Raw genomic sequence first — 15,363 nt, forward strand, 5'->3', positions numbered from 1 at the left:
CATTCGCGGAGGCATTCGCGGAGGGGAGCACCCGGTGGCCTGTGCACGCGCCCCGAACAAGAGCGCCCCGAACAAGAGCGCAACGGCCGGTCAACACCGGCGTGCGCAGTACTTTCCTAGCGCCCGCGCGTGAGCATCCGCCCCGCACGCGCGAGCACCCGGGCCTCGGTCTCGCCGCCGCGGTAGGCCAGCACGCCGTTCACGAACACGCGTTCCACGCCCAGGCTCACGCCATGCGGCTTGTCGTAGGTCGCCGTGTCGGCGATGGTCTCGGGGTCGAACACCACCACGTCGGCCATCGCGCCGACACGCAGCAGGCCGCGGTCGGCGATGCGCAGGTTGCGCGCGGTCATGCCGGTCATCTTGTGCACGGCCTGCTCGAGTGTGAAGAGGCGGCGCTCACGCCAGTAGCGCGCGAACACGCGCGGGAACGCGCCCCACAGGCGCGGATGCGGATGGCGGTCGTGCGGCAGGCCGTCGCTGCCGATCATCGTGAGCGGGTGCGCGATGACGCGCTCCACGTCTTCCTCCTGCATCTGGAAATAGCAGGCGCCGCCGGGCTTCAGGCGCAGGCAGGCCTCCTGCTCGGTGATGCCCCACTCGCGCGCGATGTCGGAGATCAGGCGGCCGGTCATCTCGGGGTGCGGGTCGGACCAGGTCAGCAGCACGTCGATGACGCCGTCGACCAGGTCTTCGCGCAGCACGGTGGAGCCGGCCACGTAGGGGTAGACGTCCATCGCGATCTGCTGGCGCTGCGCGAGCGCCTCGATCAGCGGCAGCGTCTCCTTCGTGCGGCCCCAGTTCGCGGGGCCAGCGCACTTGTGGTGCGAGATGACCAGCGGCACGCCGGCGTTGAAGGCCGAGTCGCCGGCCTCGTGCAGCGCCTCGATGATCTGCTGCATCTCGCTGCGCAAATGGGTGGCGTAGACGCCGCCGTGGCGGGCCACGATGCGGGCGAGCGCTGTCACTTCTCCGGCCGGCGCGGCAAAGGCCTCCTCATAGAACAGGCCCGACGACATGCCGTGCGCGCCGTCGGCCATGCAGCTGTCGAGCAGGGCTTCCATGCGCGCCAGCTCGTCGCCGCTCGCGGGCCGGTCGAGCGCTTCCATCGTCGCGAAGCGCAAGGTGGTGTGGCCGACCAGCGCCGCCACGTTGAGCGCGGGCTGCGTCGCATCGACGGCCGCGCGGTACTCGGCCATGGAGGCATGCCTGAACGACTCGGCGCCCAGCAGCGTGAGCGGCGGCTTGGACTGCGGCGTGCGGTAAGGCGCGAGCGAGATGCCGCAGTTGCCCGTCACCACGGTGGTGATGCCTTGCGACACCTTGGGGCAACACAGCGGATCGCGCAGCACGATGGCGTCGTCGTGCGTGTGCGCGTCGATGAAGCCGGGGGCGATCACCCTGGCGCGGCAATCGACAACGTCGAGATCGGCGGGCATGAGGCCTTCGGGCAGCCGCCCGCGCAGGCCCTCGCCGAGCGCGAGGATGCGGTCGCCCTGCAGCAGCACGTCGCCGGGCCATGAAGGTCCGCCCGAGCCGTCGACCACGAGGCCGGCTTCGAGCAGGACGGCTTTCGGATGCGTCACGATGCGCGTCCTCCTTTTTCGTTGATGCCGCCGCCGTCCCAGCTTTGCAGGGGGTGGGTCGTGGCGTCGATGCCATGGCGCTGGAAGGCTTCGCGAGCGCGTTGCAGACGCTGCACCGCGGGTTCGCCACGGCGCTGGGCCACCAGCACGGTGAGGATCTCGATGACGGTGAGGTGCGTCAGGTAGGCATCGATGCCCACGTGCATCACCGCGTCGTCAGGCACCGAGAGCCCCAGCAGGAAGTCGGCCTTGGCCGCGAGCGCGGTGCCGGGCCGCGTGAGTGCGACCACCTTGGCGCCCTGCCCGCGCGCGATGTCCACCGCATCGAGCAGCGAGGGCATGCCGCCGACATGCGAGATGGCGATGACCACGCCGCCCGGCCGCTGGGCCGCGCCGGCGACCTGCTGCAGGTGGTAGTCGGCCCAGGCATTGGCCGAGAGGCCGAGCCGGAAGAGCCGCGCCTGCAGGTCGTTGGCCATGAACCACGAGGTCGCGCCCGCACCGTACAGGTCCACATGCGGCGCCGCCGCGATGGCCGCCACGGCGCCATCGAGCACCTGCATGTCGAGCTGGCCGCGCACGCCCGAGACCGAGGCCGCGGCGCTGCGTGCGATCTTGCTGACCACCTCGTCGGCCGCGTCCTCGATGTTGACGCGGCGGTGCAGCGGCGAACCGCCGAGCGCCAGTTCCTGCGCCAGCGCCAGCTTGAATTCGCGCAAGCCGGCAAAGCCGAGGTCGCGGCAGGTGCGCATGATGGTCGGCACCGAGCTGCGCGAGCGCTCGGCCAGCTGCTCGAAGCTCTCTTCGAGCACGCGGTCCGGGTCTTCGAGGATCAGGTCGAGAATCGCGCGCCGCGTGGCCGGTGCGTCGCTGCGGATCTCGGCGATTTTCTTGAGCAGGGAGGGGGTCATCGGTGGGGGATCAGAAGTGCATGGCGACGGCGTCGCTCACGCGGTAGTTCTCTTCGACCACCGGCATCCAGTGCCACTTGTCGAAGGTGGTGCAGGGATGCGAGATGCCAAGGCCGACGCGGTCGCCGACTGCGGGCGCCTGCGCCTCTTCGGCGGCGTCCCAGCGCAGGTACGCATGCTGGTCGTTGAGCGCGGTGATCTTCCAGCCGGCAGGCACCTCCTGGGCTTCGAGCGCGCCGCGTGCCGCGCGCGCGATGGGCACCGGCATCGAGAGGTCGAAGGAGATGTCGCGCTTGCCCACGGCGAGGATCGCGAGCCCTGGCTCGGGGCGCGATTGCACCGTGGCCCAGACCTCCATGGCGGGGCGCAAGCTCTCGCCGCAATCGCAACCCAGGCGCTCGTCCACCGCATTCACCATGCGCTTGTAGAAGCCATGGTCGTGCGTGACATAGCAGCCCGAGCGCAGCAGGCCGCGCATCGGCGAGCCCAGGGCCGGCTTGAGGCGTCCGGCCACGAGATCGAAGATGGCCGAGCCGCCGGCGGAGACCAGCACCTCGTCGGTCTCGAACAGTTTCTGCGTGTCGCAGTGGCGCGCGATGGCTTCGACGCGGTCCATCAGCGTGTTGGCGTAGGCCGTATCGGGTTCGCTGACACCGGTGGCGCCCTGCCCTTCGTAGGTCTCGATGCCCACGAGCTTGACGGCATCGCTGGCGCGCAGCCGCGTGGCGAGCGTCACCGCTTCTTCATGCGTTCGGCAGCCGGTGCGCGCGCCTTCGACGCCGATCTCGATCATCACCTCGAAAGGCACGCTCGCCGGATGGCGCTTCGCCCAGTCTTCGATCAGCCCGAGCTGCGCCAGCGAATCGACCAGGAACACGATGCGCAGGTCGACATGCGCCTGCAACAGCATCTGGATGCCCGCGAGATCTTCGTCGCTCACCACCTGGTTGGCGATGAGCGTGCGGCGCGCGCCGGCCGCCACGCCCACGGCCAGCTGCGTGACGGTAGCGAAGGTCAGGCCCCAGGCGCCCGCATCGAGCTGGCGCTGGAAGAGCTGCGGCGACATGGTGGTCTTGCCGTGCGGTGCGAGGTCGATGCCCCACTCGCGCACGCGCGACTGCATCCACGCCAGGTTGTGCTCGAGCGCCTCGCGCTTGAGCATGGCCAGCGGCAGCGGCAGGTCGCCGGCCAGCACGTTCCAGCCCGCGGCGCCCACCTCGCTGCGCCGGCGCGGCGGCTGGGTGCGTGGGTAGCCCTTGAAGTTGCTGCTCAGCAGCGGGTCGTTGAAGTCTGTGGCGGCGGTGTCGGTCATGGTCATGCGGCGATATGTGAGAGCAGATCTTTGCGGATGCAGGCGCGATAGTGTCCGGGGGAAATCTCTTCGAGCGGCGGCACAGTCTGCGCGCAAGCCTCGATGGCATGCGGGCAACGGGTGCGAAACACGCAACCCGAGGGCGGCGAGATGGGGCTGGGAATGTCGCCCTTGAGCGCGATGCGTTCGGTGGCGAGCGTGGGGTCGGGCTTCGGGCTCGCGGCCAGCAGCGCCTGGGTGTAGGGGTGCGAAGGTCGCGCAAACAGCTCGTCGGTCTCGGCCACCTCCATCACCTTGCCGAGGTACAGCACCACCACGCGGTCGCACAGGTACTCGACCACGTCGAGATCGTGCGAGATGAAGAGCATGGTGAGGCCCAGGCGCTCCCGCAGGTCCGCCAGCAGGTTGATGACCTGCGACTGGATCGACACGTCGAGCGCCGAGAGCGGCTCGTCGGCCACGATGAACTCGGGCTCGACCGCGAGCGCGCGCGCCACGCCGATGCGCTGTCGCTGGCCGCCCGAGAACTCGTGCGGAAAGCGGCTCGCGTGCTCCGCGCGCAGGCCCACGGTTTCGAGCAGCTCGGCAATGCGCTTGTCGCGTGCGGCCGCGCCCTTGTGCAGGCCGTGCGTGGACAGCGCCTCGCCGAGGATGGCGCTGATGCGCATCTTCGGGTTCAGGCTCGCATACGGGTCCTGAAAAATGATCTGCAGCTTGCTGCGCAGCTTGCGCATGCGTTCGCCCGAGAGCGCGCCGATGTCGTCGCCGCGGTAGAGCACCTGGCCCTCGGTGCGCTCGACCAGGCGCAGCACGGTGCGGCCGATGGTGCTCTTGCCGGAACCCGATTCGCCGACCAGCCCCAGCGTTTCGCCGGGCTGGATGGCGAACGACACATCGTCGACCGCGCGCACGGGGCGGTCGCTGCTGCCGAAGTATTTCTTGAGTCCGCGGACTTCGATCAAAGGAGAAACTGCGGTCATGCGACCCTCGCGAGTTGGGCGTCCGGCTGCACACGAATGCAACGGGCCTGGCGGTCCTGGCGGATATCGATCAGCGGCGGAATCGCCTCCTTGCAAGCCGGCAGCGCATGGTCGCAGCGCGGCTCGAAGGCGCAACCGGGCGGTGGCGCGAGCGGGCTCGACACCTGGCCACGAATGGCGAAGAGGCGCTTGGGCTTGGGCTGCCCCGGCAGGCGCGCCTTGCCCGGCAGGCAGGCCAGCAGGCCCTGCGTGTAGGGATGCTCCGGCTTCGCGAACAGCGGCCGCACGGGCGCGCTCTCGACCACCCGGCCCGCGTAGAGCACCACCACGTCGTCCGCATGGTGCGCGACCACGCCGAGGTTGTGCGTGATGAAGAGGATGCTCATGCCGGTCTCGGCCTGCAGCCGGCGCATCAGTTCGAGGATCTGCGCCTGGATGGTCACGTCGAGCGCGGTGGTGGGCTCGTCGGCAATCAGCAGCGTCGGGTCGCAGGCCATCGCGAGCGCGATCATCACGCGCTGGCGCATGCCGCCCGAGAGCTGGTGCGGGTACTCGTGGATGCGCTGCGCGGCGGCCGGAATCTCGACCAGCTCCAGCATGCGCAGCGCATGGGCCAGCGCCGCCTTGCGGTCCAGCCCCTTGTGCAGCCGCACGCTCTCGGCGATCTGCTCGCCGATGGTGAAGACCGGGTTCAGGCTGGTCATCGGCTCCTGGAAGATCATCGACAGCTGGTTGCCGCGCAGCGAGCGCATCTCGCGCTCGCCGATCTGCAGCAGATCGAGTGTCTTGCCCTCGCGGGTCACGAAAGAGGCCGATCCGCTGACCTGCGCATTCGCGGTCTTGGGCAAGAGGCGCATCAGCGTGAGGCTGGTGACCGACTTGCCCGAGCCCGACTCGCCCACCAGGGCGGTTGTCTTGCCGGGCTGGATCGAGAAGCTCACATCGGCCACCGAGCGGATCAGGCCGTCTTCGGTGGGGAAGCTGGTGCTCAGGTTGCTGACCGTGAGACGTGGGGTGGTCGTGGTCGTCATCACAGGGTTTTCTTGAGCTTGGGGTCGAGCAGGTCGCGCACGCCGTCACCGAGCAGTTGCAGCGAGAGCGCGGTGAAGATGATCGCGAGCCCCGGGAACAGCACCACCCAGAAGGCCTGGTGCGCATACTGCTGGCTGCCCGCGACCATGGTGCCCCAGGTCGGGATCTCGGGCGGTACGCCGACACCGAGGAACGAGAGCCCCGCTTCGGCCAGGATCGCGTAGGCGAAGATGAAGGACACCTGCACCAGGATCGGCGACATCAGGTTCGGCAAGATGTGCCGCCACAGGATGCGCGAGGTGCGCACGCCCAGCGCGCGCACCGCTTCCACGAACAGCAGTTCGCGCACCACCAGCGTCGAGGCCCGCACCACCCGCGCCACGCGCGGCGTGTAGACCAGCACCAGCGCGAGCACGGTGTTGATGAGCGAAGGCCCGAGGATGGCCACCAGCGCGATGGCGAGCAGGATGTCGGGGAAGGACATCATCGCGTCGACCACGCGCATCAGCGGCGTGTCGAGCCGGCGGAAGAAGCCCGCCATCAGGCCCAGCACGGTGCCGGCGATGACCGAGCCCAGCGCGGTGAGCGCCGCAATGGCCAGCGAATAGCGTGCGCCGTGCACGATGCGCGAATAGAGATCGCGGCCGAGCTCGTCGGTGCCCAGCAGGTGTCCGGCGCTCGGCGCCTTCAGGCGTTCCAGCACGGCCGTGTCGTTGGGGTCGATGGAGGCGAACAGCGGCGCGCCGATGGCGAGCACCGCAATGACCAGCAGCACCAGCGCGGAGACCATCACGATGCGGCGGTGCATCAGCTGGCGAAGCATTCGGGGCATTTGCATCGCTCAGACCTTCACGCGCGGATCGACCACCGCATACAGCAGGTCGATCGAGAAATTGATGAGCACATAGATCGCGGCGATCACGAGCAGCGCCCCTTGAATGACGGGGTAGTCGCGCCGCAGCACGGCACTGACCACGAGGTTGCCCACGCCGGGCAGGCCGAACACGGTCTCGGTGATGACGGCGCCGCCGATCATCAGCGCGACCGTGAGGCCGATCACCGTGACGATGGGCACCAGCGCATTGCGCAGCGCATGCTTGAGCACCACCGTGCTCTCGCTCAGGCCCTTGGAGCGCGCGGTGCGCACGTAGTCTTCGCCGAGCACGTCGAGCATCGAGGCGCGCGTGAAGCGGATGATGAGCGCCGAGTTCAACAGGCCCAGCACCGTGGCCGGCAGCACCAACGAATGCAGCCGCTCGGCCAAGGCCGCATCGGGCGCGCCGTAGCCCGACACCGGGAACCAGCCGAAGGACACCGCGAAGATCTGAATCAGCACGATGCCGAGCCAGAAGCTCGGAATGCTGGCGCCGAGCATCGCGACGCCGGTGAAGAGCTGGTCGACCACGCGGCCGCGGAACACCGCCGAGACGATGCCGCACGGCACACCGATCAGCGCCGCGATGGCCACGGCCATCAGCGCGAGCAGCGTCGTGGGTTCCGCGCGCTCCCACAGCGCCTGGGTGACCGGCCGCTGCAGAAAGATCGAAGTGCCGAGGTTGCCCTGCAGCACTTCGCGCAGCCAGTAGCCGAACTGCACGGGCAGCGGCTTGTCGAGGCCGTATTCCTTCTGCACGCGGGCGATGTCGGCCGCGGTGGCCTGGTCGCCCAGCAGCACCGAGACCGGATCGCCCGATGCGGCGCGCGTGAGCACGAAGACCAGCACGGCCACGATGGCGAGCACGACGAGCATGCCGGCGGCGCGGGAAGCGAGATAGCGAAACATGTGTGGTTGGCTCCGTGACGCCCCGGGGTTTACTTGATCCTTGCGTTCCAGAAGAACGGCCAGGTCGCGGGCTGGTAGTTGTCGAGCGCCGGGCTCTTGGCCGAGAGGCCGTTGAACTTGCCGACGTTGATGTACGGCACCTCGTCGTAGACGACCTGCTGCACCTTGCCCCACAGCGCGCCGCGCTTGGCCGGATCGCTCTCGACATTGAAGGCCTGCAGCGCCGACTTCTTGGCGGGCGAGTCCCACCAGCCGGGCGCACCGTCGCCGAGCTGCGGCGGCGAGAGCATCGGCTCGGGGAACTGGCCCGAATGGGTGACGTAGATGTCCCAAAGTTTCGGGTCGTTGCGGCGCTGCACCAGCGTGGCCCAGTCGACCACGTTGAGGTCGACCTTGAAGCCGGCGCGCTTGAGTTGCTCGGCCATCAGCAGCGACATGTTGTAGTGGAAGTCGTACTGGCGGCTTGTGAGTACGCGGATCGGCTCGCCCTTGTAGCCGGCCTTGGCCGCGGCCTCCTTGGCCTTCGGCGCGTTGCGCTCGTTGTAGAGCGTGGCGCCGGCCGTCGAATAGAACGGCGAGCCCTTGGGAAAGTGGTTGCCCTCGGCGACGAAGAAGCGCGTGTCGCCGAAGCCGGCCGCGAGCATCTCGCCTTCGCCGAGCGCGGACTGGATCGCCTGGCGTACGGCCTGGTTGGCGACCACGCCTTCCTTGGTGTTCAGCACGAGGTACGGAAAGCCGAACGACGGCGTCATGATGGGCAGCGTCTTGCCGGCCGCCTTCTCCAGGCGCGGCAGGGCTTCGACCGGCAGCAGGTCGGCAAAGTCGTACTGGCCGGCCAGTGCGCCTTCGACGCGGGTGCTGGCATTGGGCACGGGCACGAAGCGCAGTTCCTCGATGGCCGCCTCGCGCTTGCCGCCGTAGCCGCTCGCAGGCTCCTTGCGCGCCGCGTACTTGTCGAAGCGCGTGAGCAGCACGAACTGGTCGGGGCGGCGCTCCTTGAACTTGTAGGGGCCGGTGCCGACGAACTCCTTCAGCGGCGAGGCGATGGAATCCTTGGCCATGATCGCGGCCATGCCGCTGGGCAGCGCGAGCTGCGAGAGCAGCGGCGCATACGGCGCCTTCAACACGATCTCCACGCTCAGCGGGCCCTTGGCCTTGAGGCTCTCGATTTCCTTGCCGACGGCCTTGCCGCGCGGCGACTGGTCCATCCAGCGCTGCAGGCTGGCGACCACATCGTCGGCGTTGAGTTCGCGGCCGTTGTGCAGCATCACGCCCTTGCGCAGGGTGATGGCGTAGCTCTTGCCGTCGGCGGAGATCTTCGGCATGGTCTCGGCCAGCATCGGCACCACGTTCCACTTGGCGTCGAAGGTGTAGAGCGTTTCGTACACGTGCTGCATGATGGTTCCGACCAAGTCGGCGGTCGAAGCCATCGGGTCGAGCGTCTGTGGTTCGGCCACCATCGCCAGCGTGGCGAAGTTGCGCGGCCCCTGGGCATGCGCGGGCTGATGAGGCAGCGCGGCACACAGCATCGCGAGCAGGGAAGCACCCAGCAGGCTGCGCTTCGACAGCTTCGGCAGGCGCTGGACAAGACCGGCGTTGGACATGGGGAACTCCTTCATGGGCGAGCGGGTTTGTGAAAGAAATTTTCTTTTCGGCTCGACTTTGAAGCAGTATTCATGCCAAATCATCCGTGTTAACCCTTGATTGAGGGCTATTCTGAAACTAATTTTCAGTTTGGATCGATACTCGGCACCTTCCCTCCCTTTCTTTTTTTCACCTCAGGAGTTCCTCATGCCGCTCGAATACCTCGGCGCCCCGCCCGTCGCCTCGGACCGCCAGGCCCGCCCCTTCTCCCCCGCCGTGCGCGCGGGCGATTTCATCTACGTGTCGGGCCAGGTGCCCGCCAATGCAGAGGGCGAGATCGTGGCGGGCGGCATCGAGGCGCAGACGCGCCAGGTGATGGAGAACCTGAAGAAAGTGCTCGCGCTGGCCGGTGCCACGCTCGACGACGTGTGCAAGAGCACCGTCTGGCTGCAGGATGCGCGCGACTTTGGTGCCTTCAACCGCATCTACATGAGCTACTTCGGTGAGAACAAGCCGGCGCGCTCGACCACCGAGGCGCGCCTGATGGTCGACGCCAAGGTAGAGATCGACGTGGTGGCCTACAAGCCGAAGTAACTGCTACCGCAGCTCGGTCTTGCGCTGGATGATGCGCGAGACCAGGCCGTACTCGACGGCCTCTTCAGCCGACAGCCAGCGGTCGCGCTCGATGTCGGCCAGCACCACATCGATCGGCTTGCCGGTCTCGCGTGCGATCTCGTGGGCAATGCGCTGGCGGGCCTTGATGATTTCCTGTGCCTGGATGGCGATGTCGGTGGCCTGGCCACCGGCGCCGCCGCTCGGCTGGTGGATCAGGAAGCGCGTGTTGGGCAGGCAGACGCGCCGCTCGCGCGGGGCCGCCAGGTACAGGTGCGTGGCGGCGCTGCCCACCCAACCGGTGCCGATCATGTTCACCGGCGCGGAGATGAAGCGCACGATGTCGTGGATGGCATCGCCCGATTCCAGGTGCCCGCCGGGCGAGCTCACGAGGATGTCGATGGGCTCCTGGTTGTCTGCGTCGAGCGCGATGAGGCGGCGCGTCACGTCGGCGGCCACCGCATCGGTGATGGTGCCGAAGATCAGCAGCGTGCGCGATTTGAATGCCTTCTCCTCCAGATAGGAGTTGCGCGGCTCCGCCGTGGCGGCGGGCTTGGTGTCGTCGTCGGTTTCCATGATGAGAAGCGCTCCTGTGAGTTGAATGGCTGTCTTGCCGGACAGCCCCAGTTTCGCCACATTTGCATGCGCCGTGGCAAGCCGTGGCGCATGCCCTGTGCAGCGCCCCGGGGAATCAGCCGGCCAGCCGCCCCGCCACCAGCTGCAGCACGCGGTCGCAGCGCTTCGCCAGCTCCTGGTCGTGCGTGACCATCACGAAGGCCGTGCCGTGCCGGTGCGCAAGGTCGAGCATCAGTTCGAACACCGTGTCGGCCGTGCTGCGGTCGAGGTTGCCCGTGGGCTCGTCGGCCAGCACGCAGGCCGGCTGCGTCACCAGCGCACGCGCGATCGCCACGCGCTGGCGCTCGCCGCCCGACAGCTCGGCCGGACGGTGGTGGACACGCTCGCCCAGGCCCACGCTGGCCAGGATCTTCGCGGCGGCCTGCGCGGCCTGCCCGGACTCGACGCGGCGGATCTTCAGCGGCATCGCGACGTTGTCGAGCGCACTGAACTCCGGCAGCAGGTGATGGAACTGGTACACGAAGCCCAGGTGCTGGTTGCGCAGCCGCCCCTGCTCCGCGGCATCGGCATGCGCGATGTCCTTGCCCAGCAGCTCGACCTTGCCCGCGGTGGGCGCATCGAGCCCGCCCATCAGGTGCAGCAGCGTGCTCTTGCCGGAGCCCGAAGCGCCGACGATGGCCAGCGTTTCGCCGGCGCGCACGTCGAGGTCCACGCCGTGCAGCACGGTGAGGTCGATGCGTCCCTCGTGAAAGCGCTTGGTGAGGCCGCGGGCCTTCAGGACCACGCCACCGGCGCCGGGTCGGCCCGACGAATCGATAACCGCCCCCTCGGAGGGCAGCGAGGACACGCCCGTGCCGAGCGTGGGGATCTGTCTACTCATAGCGCAGCGCCTCCGCGGGGTTGACGCGACTGGCGCGCCAGCTCGGGTACAGCGTTGCAAGGAAAGCCAGGATGAGGGAGATGACGGCAATGGGCATGATGTCGCTGCGCTGCGGGTCGCTCGGCATCTTGCTGATCAGGTAGATGTCCTTGGGCAGGAAGCTGGCGTGGAAGAGCCGTTCGAGGAAGGGCACGATCACGTCGATGTTGTACGCGATGCCCAGGCCCAGCAGCAGGCCGGCCACGGTGCCGATGACGCCCACCATCGCGCCCTGCACCACGAAGATGCCCATGATGCTGCGCGGCGAGCTGCCGAGCGTGCGCAGGATGGCAATGTCGGCGCGCTTGTCGGTCACCGTCATCACGAGCGTCGAGACGAGATTGAAGGCCGCGACCGCGACGATCAGCGTGAGGATGATGAACATCATGCGTTTCTCGACCTGCACGGCCGCGAACCAGGTCTTGTTCTGGCGCGTCCAGTCGCGGATCAGGAACTCGCCGGGCAGGCTCACGGCCAGCTGGTCGGCGACGTCGCGGGCCTCGTTGAGGTCCTTGAGCTTGAGGCGGATGCCGGTCGGCCCCTCGAGGCGGAAGACGCGGGCCGCGTCCTGCTCGTGAACCATGGCGAGGGCCGAGTCGTACTCGTAGTGGCCCGAGTCGAACACGCCGACCACGGTGAACTGCTTGAGCCGCGGCACCACGCCGGCTGGCGTGACCTGCCCGCCGGGCGCCACCAGCGTGACCTTGTCGCCTGGTTGCACGAACATCGAGCGCGCGAGTTCGATGCCGAGCACGATGCCGAACTCGCCCGGCACCAGCTTGTCGAAGGTGCCCTTGGCCGCGATGCTGTGGGTGTCGGTGACTTCGGGCTCGAGCTTGGGATCGATGCCGCGCACGATCGCGCCCTTCATGTCTTCACCGCGCGCAATGAGCGCCTGCGTGTTGATGAAGGGTGCCGCGCCGATCACCTCGGGGTTCTTGCGCGCCGCGGCCATGATCTCGTCGAGGCTTTGCAGCGCCTGGCCGTCGCGCGAGAAGATCTCGATGTGCGACACCACGCCGAGCATGCGGTCGCGCACCTCTTTCTGGAAGCCGTTCATCACACTGAGCACAATGATCAGCGCCGCCACGCCCAGCGCGATGCCAAGCATCGAGACACCGGAAATGAAGGAGATGAAGCCGTTGCGCCGCGTCGCCCGGCCTGCGCGCGTGTAGCGCCAGCCGAGCTGCAGTTCATAAGGAAGTCGCATAGGGGCGGAATTGTGGCATCCCGGATCGCCTTGGGGCATCCGGGACAATAGAGGGATGGCCGAACACCCCCCTCGTCATCTGTTGATTCCCTTTGCCGGCCGCGGTTCCCCTGCTTGCCGTGCGGCATTGTCCACACTCCGGCTACCCAATCTCGAAGCCCTGCTCGCCCGGCTCACCCTCGCGGACACCGACACCGAGGACGAAAGCACGCGCTCGCCTCCGCACGAACGGGCGCTCGCGCGGGCGCTCGGCATCCCCGCAGCCGATGGCTGCATCCCCTGGGCCGCGCTGGAAGCGAGGCAAGCCGGCATCGCCACGGCCGACGACCACGAGGGCTGGGGCCTGGTCGCGCTGTGCCATTGGCAGGTGGGCATCGACGACGTGGTGCTGGGCGATCCGTCCGCCATCGAGATCGATGCCGCCGAATCGGCCGCCCTGCTGGCCGCCACACAGCCCTTCTTCGAGGAAGACGGCATCGCGCTGCACCCCTCCCCCGTGCCGGGCCGCTGGCTCGCGCGTGCACCCATCTTCGACGGACTGGCCACGGCCTCCATCGACCGTGCGGTGGGCTGCCCGATCTCGCAGTGGTCGCCATTGGGCGACTCGGCACAGCCTCTGCGCCGCCTGCAGAACGAAATGCAGATGCTGCTCTACACGCAGCGCGTGAACGACGACCGCGCCGCGCGCGGCGTGCCGCCGATCAACTCCTTCTGGCTCAGCGGCACCGGCGCGCTGAAAGAAGACGCCACGCCGACAGCCCCCGCACCCACTGTGAGCGAGGCACTGCGCGTGGCCGCGCTGCGCGACGACGGTGTCGGTTGGGCCGAAGCCTGGCAGGCGCTGGACGCGGAGGCCGTCGCGGCGCTGCTGGCCGACTGCACCCGCGGCACCGAGGTGACGCTCACGCTCTGCGGCGACCGCGGCGCCCAGCGCTACACCGGGCAGCAACGCGGGTTCGCACGCTGGGCCAAGAGCCTTTTCGACCGGACACGCGCCGCCAGCGTGCTGGAATCGCTATGAAAATAATAGCGAGAGACATCCCGCCGCGCACCGTCTGGGCCCTCGAGCAGGCGGGCGTCCATCCGCTGCTGGCGCGGCTCTTCGCCGCACGCGGCGTGCTGGCCAAGGACGAGCTCGACGACGGACTGGTGCGCCTCTTGGCACCCGACACGCTGCGTGGCACGCGCGAAGCCGCGGTGCTGCTGGCCGACGCCATGGCGCTCGACAAGCGCCTGTGCATCGTGGCCGACTACGACTGCGACGGCGCCACCGCCTGCGCGGTCGGCGTGCGCGGGCTGCGCCTGCTGGGTGCGAAGAACGTGAGCTACCTCGTGCCCGACCGCGTGGTGGACGGCTACGGCCTCACGCCACCCATCGCCGAGCGCGTGGCGGACAGCGGCGCCGACATGCTGATCACCGTCGACAACGGCATCGCGAGCGTCGACGGCGTGGCCGCCGCCAAGGCGCGTGGCCTGCAGGTGCTGGTGACCGACCACCACCTGCCCGGCCCCGAACTGCCGGCGGCCGACGTGCTGGTGAATCCGAACCAGCCCGGCTGCGACTTCGAAAGCAAGAGCATCGCCGGTGTCGGCGTCATGTTCTACGTGTTGCTCGCGTTGCGCTCCGAGCTGCGCAAGCGCGGCGTGTTCGATGGTCCTTCGCCCGCCGCCCCCTCGGGGGGTGGCGAAGCACACGAAGTGGCAAGCCGGGGGGCAGGCAAACCGCAGCCCAAGCTCGATGCGTTGCTGCCGCTGGTTGCGCTGGGCACCGTGGCCGACGTGGTGAAGCTCGATGCCAACAACCGCCGCCTCGTGGCGCAGGGCCTGCGCCGCATCCGTGCGGGCGCGATGCCGGCGGGCGTGGCGGCACTGTTCAAGGCCGCGGGCCGCAACGCATCGGCCGCCACCACCTTCGACTTCGGCTTTGCGCTCGGCCCACGCATCAACGCGGCCGGCCGGCTCGCCGACATGACGCTGGGCATCGAATGCCTGCTGACCGACGACGCGGGCCGCGCCGACGAGCTGGCGCGCATGCTCGACGGCATCAACCGCGAGCGGCGCGACATCGAGGGCGGCATGCGCGACCAGGCGCTGCTGCTGGCCGAGTCGCTGTTCGCCACCGACGGCGAAGGCATCGAAGCCCCGCCGGCGGCCATCAGCGTGTTCGACGCGGGCTTCCATGAAGGCGTGGTCGGCATCGTGGCCTCGCGCATCAAGGACCGCTTTCATCGCCCGACCTTCGTGTTTGCCGCGAGCGGCGCCCCCGGCAAGGCGCAGGAGCTCAAGGGCTCGGGCCGATCGATTCCGGGCTTTCACCTGCGCGACGCACTCGACCTCGTGGCCAAGCGCCACCCGGGCGTGCTGCTGCGCTTCGGCGGGCACGCGATGGCGGCCGGCTGCACCGTGGCGCGCGAGCACTTCAAGACCTTCGAGCAGGCATTGGCACAGGTGGCCGGCGAATGGCTGGCCACGGCCGCGCTCACGCGCCAGATCGAAACCGACGGGCCGATCGCACGCGAGTACATGCGCATCGACCTGGTCGACACGCTGCACCGCGAGGTATGGGGCCAGGGCTTTGCGCCGCCGACCTTCAGCGAGGAAGTGGAAGTGGTCTCGCAGCGGCTGGTGGGCGAAAAGCACCTGGCGCTCAAGCTCAAGCACCAGGGGCAGCCGATCGATGCGATCTGGTTCAGCCACACCGAACCGCTGCCGCCGCGGGTGAAGCTGGCGTTCCGGCTCGATGCGGACGAGTGGCAGGGCGTGCGGCGATTGCGGCTCCTGGTTGAAGGCGCGGAGATCTAGCGACGCCGGGCATCGGCTGCCCTGCCCGTGCGTAGGCGGTCGTCGTTACTCTTTGC

14 protein-coding genes are annotated in these 15,363 nt (G+C 68.6%); 3 read left to right on the top strand and 11 right to left on the bottom strand.

The window, feature by feature from the left end; genetic code table 11:
* Nucleotides 1-116 precede the first annotated feature (116 nt).
* From AC1DXX_RS26620 to AC1DXX_RS26655, 8 genes are read right to left on the bottom strand one after another with little or no spacing between them, the layout of a single operon-like run.
* On the bottom strand, nucleotides 117-1,586 hold the full coding sequence (locus AC1DXX_RS26620) for an N-acyl-D-amino-acid deacylase family protein (RefSeq protein WP_478137220.1): 1,470 nt from the start codon (nucleotides 1,584-1,586) through the stop codon (nucleotides 117-119).
* Nucleotides 1,583-2,497 carry a MurR/RpiR family transcriptional regulator gene (locus AC1DXX_RS26625; protein ID WP_478137221.1) on the bottom strand — a complete coding sequence of 305 codons (915 nt, stop codon included), beginning with the start codon at nucleotides 2,495-2,497 and terminating at the stop codon, nucleotides 1,583-1,585. The genes AC1DXX_RS26620 and AC1DXX_RS26625 overlap by 4 nt, the downstream gene beginning before the upstream one ends.
* A 10-nt stretch (nucleotides 2,498-2,507) precedes the next feature.
* Nucleotides 2,508-3,809 (bottom strand): amino acid deaminase, encoded by a 1,302-nt coding sequence (locus tag AC1DXX_RS26630; RefSeq protein ID WP_478137222.1) that lies wholly within the window; start codon nucleotides 3,807-3,809, stop codon nucleotides 2,508-2,510.
* A gap of 2 nt (nucleotides 3,810-3,811) precedes the next feature.
* The gene (locus tag AC1DXX_RS26635; RefSeq protein WP_478137223.1) at nucleotides 3,812-4,789 is read right to left on the bottom strand and encodes an ABC transporter ATP-binding protein; all 978 of its coding nucleotides are present in this window, start codon (nucleotides 4,787-4,789) and stop codon (nucleotides 3,812-3,814) included.
* Nucleotides 4,786-5,820 carry an ABC transporter ATP-binding protein gene (locus AC1DXX_RS26640; protein ID WP_478137224.1) on the bottom strand — a complete coding sequence of 345 codons (1,035 nt, stop codon included), beginning with the start codon at nucleotides 5,818-5,820 and terminating at the stop codon, nucleotides 4,786-4,788. The genes AC1DXX_RS26635 and AC1DXX_RS26640 overlap by 4 nt, the downstream gene beginning before the upstream one ends.
* Nucleotides 5,820-6,659: an ABC transporter permease gene (locus AC1DXX_RS26645; RefSeq protein WP_478137225.1), complete on the bottom strand. Its 840-nt coding sequence runs from the start codon at nucleotides 6,657-6,659 to the stop codon at nucleotides 5,820-5,822. The genes AC1DXX_RS26640 and AC1DXX_RS26645 overlap by 1 nt, the downstream gene beginning before the upstream one ends.
* 3 nt (nucleotides 6,660-6,662) lie before the next feature.
* A complete protein-coding gene (locus tag AC1DXX_RS26650) occupies nucleotides 6,663-7,604 on the bottom strand; it encodes an ABC transporter permease (RefSeq protein WP_478137226.1) in 942 nt (313 codons plus the stop codon).
* 29 nt (nucleotides 7,605-7,633) lie between these two features.
* Nucleotides 7,634-9,208: an ABC transporter substrate-binding protein gene (locus AC1DXX_RS26655; protein WP_478137227.1), complete on the bottom strand. Its 1,575-nt coding sequence runs from the start codon at nucleotides 9,206-9,208 to the stop codon at nucleotides 7,634-7,636.
* Between the two features lie 187 nt (nucleotides 9,209-9,395).
* Here AC1DXX_RS26655 and AC1DXX_RS26660 point away from each other — a divergent pair, with 187 nt between their 5' ends.
* Nucleotides 9,396-9,782, top strand: a complete 387-nt coding sequence (locus AC1DXX_RS26660) for a RidA family protein (protein ID WP_478137228.1) — start codon at nucleotides 9,396-9,398, stop codon at nucleotides 9,780-9,782.
* Between the two features lie 3 nt (nucleotides 9,783-9,785).
* Here AC1DXX_RS26660 and AC1DXX_RS26665 read toward each other — a convergent pair whose 3' ends face one another.
* From AC1DXX_RS26665 to AC1DXX_RS26675, 3 genes are all read right to left on the bottom strand, one after another.
* On the bottom strand, nucleotides 9,786-10,376 hold the full coding sequence (locus AC1DXX_RS26665) for an ATP-dependent Clp protease proteolytic subunit (RefSeq protein WP_478137229.1): 591 nt from the start codon (nucleotides 10,374-10,376) through the stop codon (nucleotides 9,786-9,788).
* A gap of 115 nt (nucleotides 10,377-10,491) precedes the next feature.
* Nucleotides 10,492-11,256, bottom strand: coding sequence for a lipoprotein-releasing ABC transporter ATP-binding protein LolD (gene lolD, locus AC1DXX_RS26670; RefSeq protein ID WP_478137230.1), 765 nt, complete (start codon nucleotides 11,254-11,256; stop codon nucleotides 10,492-10,494).
* On the bottom strand, nucleotides 11,249-12,505 hold the full coding sequence (locus AC1DXX_RS26675; RefSeq protein ID WP_478137231.1) for a lipoprotein-releasing ABC transporter permease subunit: 1,257 nt from the start codon (nucleotides 12,503-12,505) through the stop codon (nucleotides 11,249-11,251). Before AC1DXX_RS26675 ends, lolD begins: the two co-directional genes overlap by 8 nt.
* A gap of 127 nt (nucleotides 12,506-12,632) precedes the next feature.
* On the opposite strand from AC1DXX_RS26675, the gene AC1DXX_RS26680 reads away from it, so the two are divergent.
* Nucleotides 12,633-13,526, top strand: coding sequence for a hypothetical protein (locus AC1DXX_RS26680; RefSeq protein WP_478137232.1), 894 nt, complete (start codon nucleotides 12,633-12,635; stop codon nucleotides 13,524-13,526).
* The gene (recJ, locus tag AC1DXX_RS26685; RefSeq protein WP_478137233.1) at nucleotides 13,523-15,307 is read left to right on the top strand and encodes a single-stranded-DNA-specific exonuclease RecJ; all 1,785 of its coding nucleotides are present in this window, start codon (nucleotides 13,523-13,525) and stop codon (nucleotides 15,305-15,307) included. The genes AC1DXX_RS26680 and recJ overlap by 4 nt, the downstream gene beginning before the upstream one ends.
* Nucleotides 15,308-15,363: the final 56 nt, after the last annotated feature.

The organism is Variovorax sp. P4_B10, from assembly GCF_056402375.1.